Genomic DNA, 14,401 nt, shown 5'->3' with positions numbered 1-14,401 from the left:
GTGAACTGAAACCCTTTGCAGTCTAGGAAGTACGAGTACCGGAGCGGAGCGAATTTAACATTCGTGAGCACCGGCACGCAGGACTGACAAAGAATGCGAGGGTTTGCCTACACGCTGAAAGGAAGCCAGCGGCTTCCTTTTTTATGTGTTTATTCTTTATGATCATATAAATGCTTGGCACGCAGCCCTACATGTTTGAGCATATCGATGCAGGCATCCTTTTCTTCTTCACTGAGCACACTGATCATCTCATGAATTTCTTTCGCATGATCAGGGAAGATGTCATCAAGCAAAGCTCGTCCCTGCTCCGTAATATGCGCAAATGTCACCCTGCGGTCTTCTGCACAAGCTTTTCGACTTAGGAGTTCTTTTTTCTCCAATTTATCAACCACATACGTGATGCTTCCGCTTGCAAGTAAGATCTTATCACCGATTTGCTGAAGCGGCTGATCACCTTTATGATATAGCAATTCTAGTACAGCAAATTCAGTCGGATTCAGACCGTGCTTCACAATATGTTTGTTCATGTGATGATTAATGGAGCGATAGGCTCGTGATAATACAATAAATAATTTCAAAGATTTCTCAACATTATGATTTTCCATTTTTTTATCATCCTTTATGAAATGCAACCTACTAATGTGACATTAATAAACAATAAGTAAAATGTCAACATGTTGATCTATCTTTAGCATGAAAATGAGACCAGAACGAATCACCTAATTTTTTAAAAATCACACAAGTCATCGTAATAAAGATAGGTTCAGTGCTATAATAAGTCTATTAGGTAATACGTTGGAGCGATGAATGATGAGTATATTGAAAGGGCTTTGGAAGAAGATCAAGCTGTACCTTATTTTGGTCATGATTCCAACCCTAATCATTAGTTATTTTATCTACGAAAAAGAAACTGAAAAAATCGATTTAAAAAACAAACAAACTGCTACACTTATGTTAAATATTCACAAAAACCAAATGAATTATTTAATAAGTGAAACAGAGGCGAGATTAACTTCCCTTGCCATGGGATTTGACCAGCCGCTTGAGACGAAAAAAGTACAAAACATCCTAGAGAAAATCTATAAACAAGAACCTCGTTTTTCAGGCCTGTATCTCCTAGACAAAAAAGGAAATGTAACAGCCAGTACCACACCGCTAAAAGAAAAAATCAACCTTTCATTCAGAGATTACTTTAAGCGCATTCAAGTCACAAAGCAAACCGTCATTACAGATAATTATGTAAGCCGTATTACAAATCAGCGGATTCTCTCCATTTGTGTCCCTGTTTTGAATGAAGATGAAGAAGTCACCAATGTACTAGTCGCCGCTATTCAAATTGATTATTTAAAAAATATTATGAATGTATTGAACCCAGAGCTTCATTTTAAGATGCTGAATCAAAATGGACACGTTGTGTTTACGAGTGGTCCGCAGCCAGCATCTGAAAGTGGCAGCACCGTGTCTACATATTTAGATGAAAACAGCTGGAAGCTTGAGGTTTTTCCGCAGCGTGCGACAACAAGTGAAGTGCTGTCAGTGATGCTGTTTCCTTTATCCAGTGCATTTATTCTATTAAATATTTTATTCACGCTAGTCCAATATATCATTTTAAGACGCCAAACCCAGCAGGAACGCCATCAAAATGAAGCACAGAAGCTTGAATTAATTGGCACACTCGCGGCAAGTACGGCTCACGAAATTCGCAACCCATTAACAGGCATCAGCGGGTTTATCCAGCTTTTGCAAAAGAAGTATCGTTCAGAAGAAGATCAGCTCTATTTTTCTGTCATAGAGGAAGAAATTAAACGGATTAATCAAATCGTCAGTGAGTTTCTTGTGTTAGGAAAACCAACGGCAGAAAAGTGGCAAAATAATTCGGTGAAAGAAATTATAAGTGAGATCATGCCAATCGTTTTTTCTGAGGCGAATCTTTATAATGTCGAGGTTGATTTGCAAATCAACACCATTCAAGATGTTGGTGTGTATTGCACGAAGGATCACATTAAACAAGTCGTATTAAATGTAGCGAAAAACTCATTAGAAGCGATGCCAAACGGCGGTCATTTGAAGATTGTGATTGAGGCTGAAAAAGAACAGGTCATCATTAAAGTGAAAGATACTGGGGAAGGCATACCAGAAGAAATGCTAAAACATATCTTCCTCCCTTTTATTACAACGAAGGAAAAAGGAACAGGTCTTGGGCTTGTTGTGTGTAAACGAATCATTTCGATGTATGGCGGGACAATTGATATTCAAAGCGAAATGAATAAAGGAACAACCGTGATCATCACGCTTCCTTCCGCACCTAATCATTGAGACATGATGCCGGTTTTGCTTATGCAAGACCGGTTTTTACATGTCAATAAGAGGGACGATTCACAGACAGGAGACTCATTTGAGACACAAGGTCATGAAAGGATGCAACAGACTGTTTTTCATGAAAAAGAAGGTGCTGATACTCATTCATCAAGTTGTCCAGTTCTTGACTATATTTAATTGTCGTCTCACCTGTATACCCTTCTACTTGAGCCGCTTCTACCATTTGTTTTCTCTTTTCATCAATTGACATCAACAGCTGTTCTTTCCGTATATAAATATTCATGATCTCAGCTCCCGCAATGAATTCGTCTGTCTACGCTCTAAATGATCCGACACCAAAATTATACTTTATTTGTAAATTAAATTAAATATGCTTATTTTATTTAATTTTTTACAGTCTAAAGACCTTTTACCCAATCATATCTGGGGGTAAACTTCAAATTTGGACAGGACTGACACATTGATTAAACAGAATTTTATCCTATGCAGAAGACCAAAATCAACTATTTTCTCTCTCATTTTATGTCTTTTTTCCTAAAAAAAGCTGATCTTCCGCCCGTGCGAATGATCAGCTCCTTCTATTAAACCGTTTCTTCCTCGTAAATCGGTACCCAGCCCTCAGTTGTGACAAATATGCGAACTGCGACTACTTTACGATCTTCTTGAAGTGTAAAGTAGTGACGAATATTCGGAGGCACAGAAATTAAATCTCCTGGATTCAGTCTTACATCAAAAAAGATGCCATCTTTGCCTTGAATAGCAAAGATTCCATGACCACTCACGATAAATCTTACTTCGTCATCTGTATGATGGTGCTCACGTTTAAAGTTTTGGAGCAGTTCATCAAGATTTGGTGTCGCATCTGATAATGAAATCACATCCTGCGCTTTGTACCCTCTTCGTTCAGATATACTTTGAATTTCCTCTTGGAAAACAGTTAAAATTTCTTCTTTTTCATCATCTGTTAAATCATACTTTTCTGATAATCGATTTGGTAATTTTTCAATATCCCAATGCTCATAAATGACCCCTTGTTGTTCTAAATACGCTGCTACCTCTTGTTCGTTCTCAAGTAACGTGTTTTCTTCATTATGAATATAAATTGTCGCCATATGTTTTTCCTCCTTTTTATCTGACCAGCTGCTTTTGATAAAGCGCTAATTTCAAATGATAGCTAAATAAAAATTCATAAGCCTCTAAGACTCGTTTTGCTTCAAATGCTGTTTTCCCCCAAACGGTGATGCCATGATTACGAATGAGGACAGCACCGGATTCCGCCCCTTCTGTCAAGTGCGCTGCAAATTGTTCTGCAAGATGCGGAATATGAGCTGGGTTTTCAATAATGGGAAGAACCACTTCAGCATCCTCTTCCCAATAACCAAGGGCTTTGATGATTTCGTTGCCTTTAAAACGAATTTCTCCTTTATCCCCATACAGCTCAGACATGACATTATTATCAATTGTGTGGACATGAAGACAGCAGCCTGCTTTCGTCCGCTCATACACGTATGTATGAAGCAGTGTTTCAGCTGAAGGTCTAAGCGGCTGATTCGGATCATTAGGCTGACCTGCTGCATTCACAAGTACAAAATCTTCGTCTGTTTCTTTTCGTTTATCTTTGCCGCTTGCCGTCACCAAAAACGTGATTGGATCATCCGACACTTTAATCGATAGATTGCCGCTTGTTCCGTAAAACCAGTCTCTTTGTGCCAGTTCACGTTTGATGTCTGCTAGCTCCTGCCAGCGTTTACTCTTTGCGTCTCCCATTCCTTCACTTCCTTTATTTGAACAAATTGCGCTTTTAGATCAATGAAAGTTTCATACTCTTTATGCACGAGTCCAAGCTCTTTACATTCATTCAATAAATAGTCACGCGCAAACGTGAGATCTGCATGTTTTGCTGCCTCAACGTCAGTGACTGAATCTCCAATCATGATAATGAAGTCATCTTCCTTCGTCAGCTCTCGAATAATCGAAGGTTTGCAGCAGCCACAGCCATTGTGACACTCTGAATCGCAGGCATGCGGCCATTCAACTTGAATATGGTCTTCTTTAAATGATGCATAATTGCAATAAATCTTCTCTTGATCTACAATGCCTTCGAGTATTGGATAGACAAAAAAGTCCATACCGCCGCTTAAAACATAAAAAGGAATGTCTGCTTTTTTGACATAATCGACAAATTGTTCGAATCCTTCCCGAATCTCTGTATCTTCTAAAATAAACGACTGAATGGCATCCTTCTGATCACTCGTCAGTAATTGAAACATCTGTCCGACGCCTTCTTGAATCGTGATCTCTTTTGACAGAACACCCTCCTTCAGCTTCGTCCATTCACTTGGGGCAAAGTGCTTCATGATGCGGATAATATTATCATTTTTCGTAATCGTTCCATCAAAATCACAACATACAATTGGTTTTTTCATTTATTCTGCTACCCTTCCCCAAAGATCAAGTGCTGCTTTTAAGTCTTGGCAAGATGATGCTTTTTCTTGGATGGATTCTTCTTTGATCACCGCATCTATGATAGAGCGAAATGCCTTTCCGCCGCCGATGGCTCCCCGCGGATGTCCGTGAATTCCTCCACCTGCGTTAATCACATGATCGCGTCCAAAATCTTTGATCAATACCGGAACCATTCCAGGATGAATGCCTGCTGATGGGACAGGGAACGTTTTTTGAACCGCATCTTCTTTCACACAAGCTTCATAGATACCAAGGGCATCTTTTTTCGGAAGTGCAACTGACCCATAAGGAGAGGGAAAAAGACTTAAATCAGCGCCAGCATAACGATTTAATTTGCCTAAAAGAAGAGAATGCGAGAATCCATAATCAGGAGAAGATGTAAATGCGCCGCTCACTGCTGGATGTGCCATGATCGGCAATGGAATCTCTGGGTCCTCAGCTAAGCTTTGCATCACATCAAGTCCATAGGCAAAGACGTTGAATAAAAGCGCATCAGCTCCGAGTTCAGCTGCCTTTCTTGCTCGATCTTTCAGGTCAAAGGTTCTGCCAGTTAAATTAACTGCGTACAGCGTGCGATGTCCTGTCTGTTCATATGTTTCTTTTAATATCTTTTTTCCTTCTTTGATTCGGTCTTCAAAGGGGGCTAATGGACTTTCAAATAAAATCTCGTCATCTTTGATGAAGTCAACACCACCTAAAGCCTGTAAACGGAGCTGTTCTTTTAAATCCGCCATATCACGGCCGATCACGCCTTTAAAAATACTCATCAACAGCGGTCGATCAAACACATTTACCTTCTTTCGTATCCCCTCAATTCCAAATGCCGGTCCAGGCAGACTTCTTTTAAACCCTTCTGAAAATGCGATGTCGACAAGCTTTACTTTCCCATCTAGTGAAAGCTTTCCGAAAATCGTCGTTAAAACGGCGGGTAGATCAGCTGAAAAGTTAGCCTCAGGATAAGCAATTGTCACCTCTGATTGATACAAGCCATCAACTGCGGCAGCCTTTTCCTTTACGCTCACCACGCGGCCTTTATGTTTCTTCAACTGCTCCTTTTTGAGCTGCGGCAAGTCCGTCCATGACCCGACCGTTAATCCAAGTGCGATCTGCTCCGCTTTTCGGTCTATTTGTTCATCCGCTCGATGTGTTAATACGTATGTTGCCAGTAATTCACTCACTAGGAATCCCCTTTCGATTGCGTCCTGTATATGGTCAGTAAAAAAACCTCTTTAAGTGCTTTGTCAGCGCATTAAAGAGGTTTCGTCTCATTCATCCGAATCTTATCTCTCAGCGCTTGCTGCAAGAATTAGCACCGTGCTTCATGGAAGTCGGTTGCCGGGCTTCATTGGGCTAGTCCCTCTGCCTACTCTTGATAAGAATATTCAATTTTCTTAAATATTGCCTGAATTATCGCACCATTTTTTTACGTTGTCAATGGCTTTTTTTCAAACAGCTGCAATGCAGCGATGCGTTCAGCGGCTTCTTTTAACCGCTCCTCACTTGTTAAAAGACCGACTCTGACATAGCCTTCACCGTGAGCGCCAAAGCCATTTCCCGGCGCAACGACAACATGTGCTTTCTCTAATAATACATCAGAAAAGGTTTCAGATGTATACCCTTCAGGCACCTTTAACCAGGCAAAAAATGATCCCTTTGGTGCGCTTACGTCCCATCCAATCTCTTTACATGCATGAATCCAAGTGTTCCGCCTTTTTTCGTACCGGTCATTTTGCACCTGTACACACGTTTGATCGCTTAAAAGTGCTTCCGCCGCAGCATCTTGAGTCGCTTTAAACAGCGACACAAACAGATGATCCTGATAAAGCTCAATGGCTTCGATGACAGAGGCATTCCCTACTGCAAAACCGACTCTCCAGCCGGCCATATTATACGTTTTGGACAATGTGTAAATTTCAATGCCAGTCTCTTTCGCCCCATCTATTTGCAGAAAGCTGATCGGCTTTTCGCCGTCAAATCCAATGCCTCCATAAGCAAAATCATGCACAACACACATTTTGTGTTCATTCGCAAACGTAACAGTTTCCTCAAAAAAAGTCCGGCTTGCAGTCGCACCAGTAGGATTATTTGGGTAATTTAAGTACATCAATTTTGCCTTTTTCTTATCATCCTCAGACAGTCGATTGTAGTCAGGTAAAAAATTATTTTTTTCAAGAAGCGGCATGGTCACCATGTGAGCTCCAGCAAGCACGGCACCCGACCAGTAATCAGGATAACCCGGATCTGGGACAAGCAGCGTATCACCTGGATTAAGTAAGCATTGCGGCAGCTCGACTAGTCCCGCTTTCCCCCCAAATAAGATGGCAATTTCCGTCTTCGGATCAAGTGAGACGCCATATTCTCTTTCGTAAAAAACTGCGGCTGCCTTTTTTAGTTTTGCCGTTCCGCGAAATGAGGAATATTGATGATTTTCGGGCTTTGCTACCGCTTCTTGCATCGCTTTTACAATATGCGGCGGGGTGGGCTGATCAGGATTTCCCTGGCCTAAATTAATGACATCTGCCCCTTCCTTCACTTTTTTCTGCACTTTTTGAACAAGCGACGCAAAAAACTGTTTCGGTAATTGTTTCAATACATCTGATTGCTGGAATTCCATTTCTTCACCTTCTATTCAAGTTACGTGACAATACAATCACTGTAATGGATTGTTTTATGAATTGTAAAGCAATTTTGAAAAAAGATTGACATGTGATGCGTGGCTCTGATAATATCTTAAATTAAGAAATGCATGCAGACATGAAACAATTACATATTGATTTCTCTTATCGAGAGTTGGGCGAGGGATTTGGCCTTTTGACCCCAACAGCAACCGACCGTTAATACCACTGTGAAGTGGGGCGCAGCAAGTACAGCGCCAAGACAATTGTCTTATAGGGCACGGTGCTAATTCCATCAGACGTATGTGCTGAGAGATAAGAGAGGCTTCGAGCATACACGCGATCAAGCCTCTTTCTCTCAGGAGAAAGAGGCTTTTTTATATGATTTGGAGGGGAAGCAATTGGTTACACTTACGGCATCATATGAAGAATTAACAGAGAGTTCGGCAGTCGCACTGGCTATTAGACTTGGATTAATCCAAGAAAGCAGTCATTTGACATGTACCGAAATCGGTGACGGGAATTTAAATTACGTCTTTCATATTTTTGATCACAAACGCGAAAAAGGGCTGATTATTAAGCAAGCTCTTCCCTATGCAAAGGTCGTTGGGGAAAGCTGGCCTCTCACATTAGACCGCGCAAGAATCGAAAGTGCAGCACTCATCAAGCAGTCAGAATATGTACCGCACCTTGTACCAGAAGTCTATTATTCAGATACAGCTCTTGCGGTGACAGCAATGGAGGATCTATCACACCTTGAAATCGTCAGAAAAGGGCTAATTGCCGGAAAACATTATCCGTATTTATCAGATCATGTCGGTGAATTTTTAGGCAAAACGTTATTTTACACATCTGACTTTGCCACAAATCCTAAAATTAAAAAACAATTCGTGAAGCAGTTTACGAACCCTGATCTCTGTGACATCACAGAAAAACTCGTCTTCACAGATCCTTTCTTTGATAGTGAAACAAATGACTTCGAAGAGGGATTAAAAGAAGATGCAAAAGCGCTGTGGGCTGACCTTGAACTGCAAGCAAAAGCAGCAGAGCTAAAGCATATCTTCTTAACATCGGCTGAAACACTGGTTCATGGCGATCTTCATTCAGGAAGTATTTTTGCAAACGAAACGGAAACGAAAATCATTGATCCAGAATTCGCTTTTTACGGTCCATTTGGATTCGATATCGGTCACTTTATAGCCAATCTCTTCATAAATGCTTTATCTCATGAGAATGAACAGATGCAGCAGCATCTTTTTGACCATGTCGTCAATGTGTGGGCAACATTCAAAGAAGTATTCACAAAAGCCTGGAAAGAAGACAGCATTGAAGCGTATAGTGTATCGGACAGCTTTTTGGAAGCAACCTTAGAGCGTATTTTAAAAGAAGCGGCAGGCTTTGCTGGCTGTGAGCTTGTTCGCCGAACCATCGGTCTTGCTAATGCGGCTGATCTTGATGCGATTCCATCACATTCGAGAAGGCTTCAGCAGAAAAAAGCAGCAATTACGCTCGGAAAAACATTCATCAAACAATATCATGCAGTGGAAACAGCGTCTGACCTCGTCGCATTATTCCAGCAAACTGTAAAGGAGTGACGAGTTTTGTCTAAAGAATTTGAAGTTCCCCGTTCCGTCGAATGGGAAGAAAACCGTATCAACATTTTGAATCAGCAAAAATTACCGGCTGAAACCGTGTTTGAGCATTTATATACAAAAGAAGATGTGTATGATGCAATTGTGACGTTAAAAGTACGCGGAGCACCTGCTATAGGCATTACAGCGGCATTTGGGCTGGCGCTTAGTGCCCAAGAGATTGATACAGAGGACATTGATGTGTTTAAACAAGAAGTCGCCCGTCTAAAAGAATATTTAAACAGTGCCCGTCCAACCGCTGTGAACCTCGCCTGGGCATTAGAACGGCTTTTTCAGCGTATTGAACGTGCTGCTTCGGTGAATGCTGCCAAAACAGACCTTGTCCATGAAGCCATTCAAATTCAAATCGAAGATGAAGAAACATGCCGTCAAATCGGTCAAAATGCTCTCCAGCTCTTTAAATCTGGTGATCGAATTATGACCATTTGTAACGCAGGCTCCATTGCAACGAGCCGGTACGGAACAGCGCTTGCTCCCTTTTATTTAGCCAAAAAGAAAAACCTCGACCTTCACATTTATGCATGTGAAACACGCCCTGTCCTTCAAGGCGCTCGCCTGACGACATGGGAATTGATGCAGGGCGGTGTAGATGTGACACTCATCACAGATAACATGGCCGCCCATACGATGAAAGAAAAACAAATTTCTGCTGTCATTGTTGGGGCAGATCGAATCGCTAGAAATGGTGATACAGCAAATAAAATTGGAACGCTAGGTCTAGCTGTTTTGGCTAAACACTTTCAAATTCCATTTTTTGTGGCAGCACCTCTTTCGACCTTTGATGTGTCGACACTGGACGGGGCAGATATTCCGATTGAAGAACGTGACCCGCAGGAAGTAAAGGAATTAAACGGTATCCAAATTGCGCCTCCTGATGTTCAGGTATTTAATCCGGCCTTTGACGTCACTCCCCACCATCTCATTTCAGGCATCATTACAGAAAAAGGCATCATCACTTCCAACTATACAGAAGAGATTGATGCGCTATTCTCTGAAAGCATTTCACGCTGATATAACAAAAGCGCCGTGTTCTTATCATTTAAGAGCATCGCGCTTTTTTGTTCCAATCGTTTTGGCTAATATGTCTTTTTTCTGTTCCTCTGTCAACACGTTCATTTTGACACATAGTGATGTGACGGCGTACGTTTTATTCTTTTTGCCCCAAAACATGCCAGCGGCCTCCTTTTTCCCTCAACCAACTTTTTTAGCTTAATAAAAGGATATGTCGCTCACCAAACATTTGGAACAGGTCAATCGGTTTATTTTTGAACAAATGGGATGCCTTCTAATTCTAGCAGGGCCGCTTTCATTTCCGTCTTTGTCCCTGCGTACCCCGTTAGAGACCGGTCTTTTCCAATGACCCGGTGACACGGAATGAAAATAGGCAAGGCATTACGCCTGTTGGCTTGTCCAATGGCTCTGACTGCCTTTGGATTGCCGATCGCTTCTGCAATATCTGCATAGCTTTTTGATTCACCATACGGAATAGCGGAAAGTGCCTCCCACACTTGCTCTTGAAATGGAGAGCCTGCTTGTTTGAGAGGAAGATCGAATCCTTTACGATCGCCTTTAAAATACTCATCAAGCTGTTTTTTTGCTTCTCGTAATACAGACGTATCCTCTTTTTTTAGATGCGCTGCCTGCTTTTTGGCCAAAAACGGCTCATCATCAAACATCACTTCGATGATGACACCGTCTTTCTCTAGTATGTATAATGCCCCGATTGGTGCGCTATAGACTGTATAATACACATTAAAGCTCCCCTTCTTGTTTCTGCTGCCTGAGTGGAAGCGTGAGATGGAACACTGTCCCCACGCCTTCTTCACTTTCTACTTCAATCGTTCCTTGGTGCTCTTCAATAATTTTATAACTGACCATTAAGCCAAGTCCAGTCCCTCTTTCCTTTGTTGTATAAAATGGTTCTCCGAGACGCTTTAGTTTATCCTCTGCCATGCCGCAGCCTTCATCACGAAGGGAGATGACAATATGCTCCTCGCCCTTCCGCTTAATGCTCACATATACATTTCCTTTCCGAGGCATCACTTCAATCGCATTTTTTAAAATGTTAATAAACACCTGCTTTAATTGGTTTTGTTCACAGTAGATGAGCGGAATATCATCCAATACATTCAGGTGCATTTGCACATTGCCAAGATTGGCCTGTGCGTGAAGAAGATCCATCGTGTCTTTTACAATTTGCACCACATCTTTTTCTTCATACACGATGGCTTGCGGCTTCGCCAAAATTAAAAATTCTGTAATGATCGATTCGATTCTTTTTAGCTCTGATGTGATGACATTGAAATAGAGCGAATACTCACCTTCAATGTTCCCTTTCAAGAGCTGAATGAAGCCTTTTAAAGCCGTCATTGGATTTCTAATTTCATGCGCAATTCCAGCAGCAAGCTCTCCGACCACATGAAGCGTATCTGATTTCCTCACCCGATCTTCTAATTCCTTGCGTTCGGTCACATCTCTAAAGATCGCCAAATTCATATTATGAATAATATTACGTTTAAAGGAAAATTCCAAGATGCGCTGATCTGGATGGTTCAGCACAAATGGCACTTCATTGTCCATCTCATCTAACGACATCGCCTGAGCTGGCTGTGCCAAATTCTCAATTTGATAGGGCGCAAGGATATGAAAAAGATTCATTTCCGTTAAATGATCATCATGTAGTCCAAGCAGTTCGCTTGCAGAAGGGTTCACATCAATAATTCGGTATTGATTATCGAAAAGAACAATGCCATCCATTGAGCCATTAAATACTTTACGGAATTTGAGCTCACTTTCTCGCAACTCTTCTTCCATTCGTTTTCTGTCACTGACATTACGTAAAATGGTTAAGTGCTGTCCTTCTAATACCGCATGCTTTGAAGTGAATTCAAGCTCTTTAAATTGGCCATTCGCCATTCTAAAAAGGAGTTCTTCTCTTATCTCAAGATTCCTCATATATCGCCTTCTTGTAGGCCGGTATCTTCTATCAGATTTGACTAGAAAGTCGATGAGATTCTTGCCAATCAGCTGATGCATTGGTAATTCAAAGATTCGGCAGGCTGATTCATTGGCCCTTACAATTTCTCCATCATCCGCCCAGATGATGATCGCATCCATCGCATTTTCGAATATTTCTCTAAAACGTTCTTCACTTTTTAGCAGCTTTTCTTCCATTAATCGTTTTTCTGTAATATCACGCATGATGGACATATAAAAACCGCTCATCACATTTGATGTAATGGTCAGTTCAAATAATTTATGCCTCCCAGATTGAAGGGTAACAGGCAGCTCTCCCTTTGCTTTCCCCGTTTCTTTCAGTGACGTTAACAGCTGATGCAGGGCTGGAAGATTCTCTTGTTCAACAAATTCATTTAAATAGCGGTCTGTTAAATCTGTCTTTTGAAGTTCAAAGCTCTGACAAAAGGAGTGATTGGCGTCAATCATACAGCCATCTTGATCAAAAATGACCATACCATCAATCGCTCGATCAAACAAATCTTTGAACAACTGCTCATTCATTGAACGTTCTCGCTCTAATATTTTCTTTGAAGAAATATCACGCATGACCACAAAATATTGTTGATTTACTGCATCATGCTCTGCCATAAATTCAATATATTTTGTCTCTCCATTTTCAAGCTGAATGGAGATCTCTCGTTTTAATGTTCCTTTTCGAAAAAAAATCTCAAGTGAGCATTCAATTTTGTTTTTGGGGATGCCGTATAAGAAATCTAGAACGGATTTGTTGAGGAGGTCTTCTTTCGGTGTCTGTACAAGCCTGCACGTCGCTTCGTTGGCTTGGATAATGTTGAGGTGCTGATCAAATATAAAAATGGCATCTAACGTCTTATTTAACAGCATCTTCTGCTGCATTAATTCATTTCGTAAATATTCGTTCTCTTTTTCTAATTTTCTGATATCTTCTGCGGCAGCTACTTGTTTGCCATCGAGCGTTTCAGTCATTCTCTTACACTCCTTTTCCAGCCTCATTCCTCTACAATATTTCTACAATATTTTCATTGTTCCTTCATTCGACTCATAAAAAAAGATAACTTTTTACACGAGGTTTGTTCAGTTTGTTTCATTTGGATGACACGATTGTATCATGATTCTCTTTTCTTACGCTTCTTTTACAACCGTTCTACAATTTCACATCAAATAGCGAAAGGAGCCGAAATGTATTTTAAAATGGGGCAAATGAGGGAATAGTGCACATAGAACGTTTATGTTTGAAACGAAGCAGGAAAGGTGATGTTATGGCATCCTCACGAGATAGTTATTTTGATAATGCGAAATTTCTTCTGATTTTTCTAGTTGTTTTTGGTCATTTGTTACGGTCATTCATTCATGATAATGATTGGATGCTCTACTTATACAAGTTTATTTATACATTCCATATGCCGGCTTTTATATTGGTTTCCGGCTTCTTTGCAAAAGGCTTTAGAAAACCAGGTTTTATGAAAAAAGTTGCCGTTAAGCTGATCATCCCCTATTTGATTTTCCAGGTCATCTATTCTGTGTATTATTATTTCTTACAGGATCAAAGCATGTCTAACTTAAATCCGATGGATCCACAATGGTCTTTATGGTTTTTAATTAGCTTATTTTTTTGGAATTTGCTGCTCATTCCTTTTTCAAAGCTACCGTTCCACTGGGCGATGATTGTCAGTTTATCAATTGCCTTACTTGCTGGTTACGTGGACAGCATAAGCAATACACTTAGCTTATCGCGTACGCTTGTCTTTTTACCTATGTTTTTGGCGGGCTTTTATTTAAAGAGACAGCACTTTGAATTCATCCGAACAAGTCAAGGAAAAGTGACCGCACTTCTTGTACTGATGGCCGTGTTCATGTTTTGCTATTTTTATGAATTCGATTATTCCTTCTTATTTGGGTCCCAGTCGTACTCTTCCCTTGGAGATGAAGGACTCGTTGCAGCTATGAAACGAATGGCATGGTATTTACTTGCATTTGCTGCTACCTTTAGTTTCTTTGCGCTAGTCCCAACACGCCGGTTCTTCTTTACGAAATGGGGCACGAGAACGTTATATGTCTATTTATTACATGGCTTTGCGATTAAGCTTTTAAGAACGACTTGGTTTGATGATTGGGCGCTCAATACGGCAAGTGTATTGCTGCTCTTGCTGCTGACGATCCTCTTAACCTTTACCCTGTCTAGTACATTTGTTAAAACTGTTGCACAGCCAGTCATCGAGCTCAAAATGACCAACCTGATGCGAACGGTCACTGGCAGACAAAACAGCTATATCAAATAGAAAAAAACGATCCCTATGAGGAGCGGATCGTTCAGATTGTTGACAAAGGGCTAAAATGAACTTTATTTGAGCC

Annotated in this window: 14 protein-coding genes and 2 riboswitches; of the genes, 4 read left to right on the top strand and 10 right to left on the bottom strand. The window is 40.9% G+C overall.

Going from position 1 to position 14,401, the window contains the following annotated elements:
* Positions 1–149 precede the first annotated feature (149 nt).
* Positions 150–605, bottom strand: a complete 456-nt coding sequence (gene mhqR, locus BA1_RS16830; protein WP_003211701.1) for a MarR family transcriptional regulator MhqR — start codon at positions 603–605, stop codon at positions 150–152.
* A gap of 205 nt (positions 606–810) precedes the next feature.
* Between mhqR and BA1_RS16825 the strand changes: the two genes are divergently transcribed.
* Positions 811–2,316: an ATP-binding protein gene (locus tag BA1_RS16825; protein WP_008361490.1), complete on the top strand. Its 1,506-nt coding sequence runs from the start codon at positions 811–813 to the stop codon at positions 2,314–2,316.
* Positions 2,317–2,359: 43 nt separating this feature from the next.
* On the opposite strand, the gene BA1_RS16820 is transcribed toward BA1_RS16825, so the two are convergent.
* From BA1_RS16820 to BA1_RS16795, 6 genes are all read right to left on the bottom strand, one after another.
* Complete coding sequence (locus BA1_RS16820; RefSeq protein WP_008361487.1) at positions 2,360–2,602, bottom strand: aspartyl-phosphate phosphatase Spo0E family protein; 243 nt, start codon at positions 2,600–2,602, stop codon at positions 2,360–2,362.
* Positions 2,603–2,900: 298 nt separating this feature from the next.
* Positions 2,901–3,431, bottom strand: a complete 531-nt coding sequence (locus BA1_RS16815; RefSeq protein WP_008361485.1) for a 1,2-dihydroxy-3-keto-5-methylthiopentene dioxygenase — start codon at positions 3,429–3,431, stop codon at positions 2,901–2,903.
* A 16-nt stretch (positions 3,432–3,447) separates the two neighbouring features.
* Positions 3,448–4,086: a methylthioribulose 1-phosphate dehydratase gene (locus BA1_RS16810; protein ID WP_008361483.1), complete on the bottom strand. Its 639-nt coding sequence runs from the start codon at positions 4,084–4,086 to the stop codon at positions 3,448–3,450.
* Positions 4,050–4,745, bottom strand: a complete 696-nt coding sequence (locus tag BA1_RS16805; RefSeq protein ID WP_008361481.1) for a 2-hydroxy-3-keto-5-methylthiopentenyl-1-phosphate phosphatase — start codon at positions 4,743–4,745, stop codon at positions 4,050–4,052. Before BA1_RS16805 ends, BA1_RS16810 begins: the two co-directional genes overlap by 37 nt.
* On the bottom strand, positions 4,746–5,963 hold the full coding sequence (gene mtnW / locus BA1_RS16800; RefSeq protein ID WP_008361479.1) for a 2,3-diketo-5-methylthiopentyl-1-phosphate enolase: 1,218 nt from the start codon (positions 5,961–5,963) through the stop codon (positions 4,746–4,748). It abuts the gene before it with no gap.
* Positions 5,964–6,062: 99 nt separating this feature from the next.
* Positions 6,063–6,164: riboswitch (SAM riboswitch) on the bottom strand.
* A 44-nt stretch (positions 6,165–6,208) separates the two neighbouring features.
* A complete protein-coding gene (locus BA1_RS16795; protein WP_008361477.1) occupies positions 6,209–7,399 on the bottom strand; it encodes a pyridoxal phosphate-dependent aminotransferase in 1,191 nt (396 codons plus the stop codon).
* 164 nt (positions 7,400–7,563) lie between these two features.
* A riboswitch (SAM riboswitch) is annotated at positions 7,564–7,721 on the top strand.
* Positions 7,722–7,801: 80 nt separating this feature from the next.
* On the opposite strand from BA1_RS16795, the gene mtnK reads away from it, so the two are divergent.
* Positions 7,802–8,995 carry an S-methyl-5-thioribose kinase gene (mtnK, locus tag BA1_RS16790; RefSeq protein WP_008361476.1) on the top strand — a complete coding sequence of 398 codons (1,194 nt, stop codon included), beginning with the start codon at positions 7,802–7,804 and terminating at the stop codon, positions 8,993–8,995.
* Positions 8,996–9,001: 6 nt separating this feature from the next.
* Positions 9,002–10,063: an S-methyl-5-thioribose-1-phosphate isomerase gene (gene mtnA, locus BA1_RS16785; protein WP_008361474.1), complete on the top strand. Its 1,062-nt coding sequence runs from the start codon at positions 9,002–9,004 to the stop codon at positions 10,061–10,063.
* Positions 10,064–10,087: 24 nt separating this feature from the next.
* Here mtnA and BA1_RS19705 read toward each other — a convergent pair whose 3' ends face one another.
* The 3 genes from BA1_RS19705 to BA1_RS16775 form a co-directional block, all read right to left on the bottom strand.
* A complete protein-coding gene (locus tag BA1_RS19705) occupies positions 10,088–10,222 on the bottom strand; it encodes a hypothetical protein (protein WP_264431089.1) in 135 nt (44 codons plus the stop codon).
* An 89-nt stretch (positions 10,223–10,311) separates the two neighbouring features.
* Entirely contained in the window at positions 10,312–10,803 is a 492-nt protein-coding gene (locus BA1_RS16780) for a methylated-DNA--[protein]-cysteine S-methyltransferase (protein ID WP_008361472.1), read from the bottom strand.
* Between the two features lies 1 nt (position 10,804).
* A complete protein-coding gene (locus BA1_RS16775; protein WP_008361470.1) occupies positions 10,805–13,015 on the bottom strand; it encodes a PAS domain-containing sensor histidine kinase in 2,211 nt (736 codons plus the stop codon).
* Between the two features lie 293 nt (positions 13,016–13,308).
* On the opposite strand from BA1_RS16775, the gene BA1_RS16770 reads away from it, so the two are divergent.
* The gene (locus tag BA1_RS16770; protein ID WP_008361469.1) at positions 13,309–14,328 is read left to right on the top strand and encodes an acyltransferase family protein; all 1,020 of its coding nucleotides are present in this window, start codon (positions 13,309–13,311) and stop codon (positions 14,326–14,328) included.
* Positions 14,329–14,401 lie beyond the last annotated feature (73 nt).

It is taken from the genome of Bacillus xiamenensis, from assembly GCF_000300535.1.
GTDB lineage: Bacteria > Bacillota > Bacilli > Bacillales > Bacillaceae > Bacillus > Bacillus xiamenensis.
The sequence above is the reverse complement of the archived record's forward strand: the minus strand, read 5'-3'. Positions and strand labels throughout refer to the sequence as shown.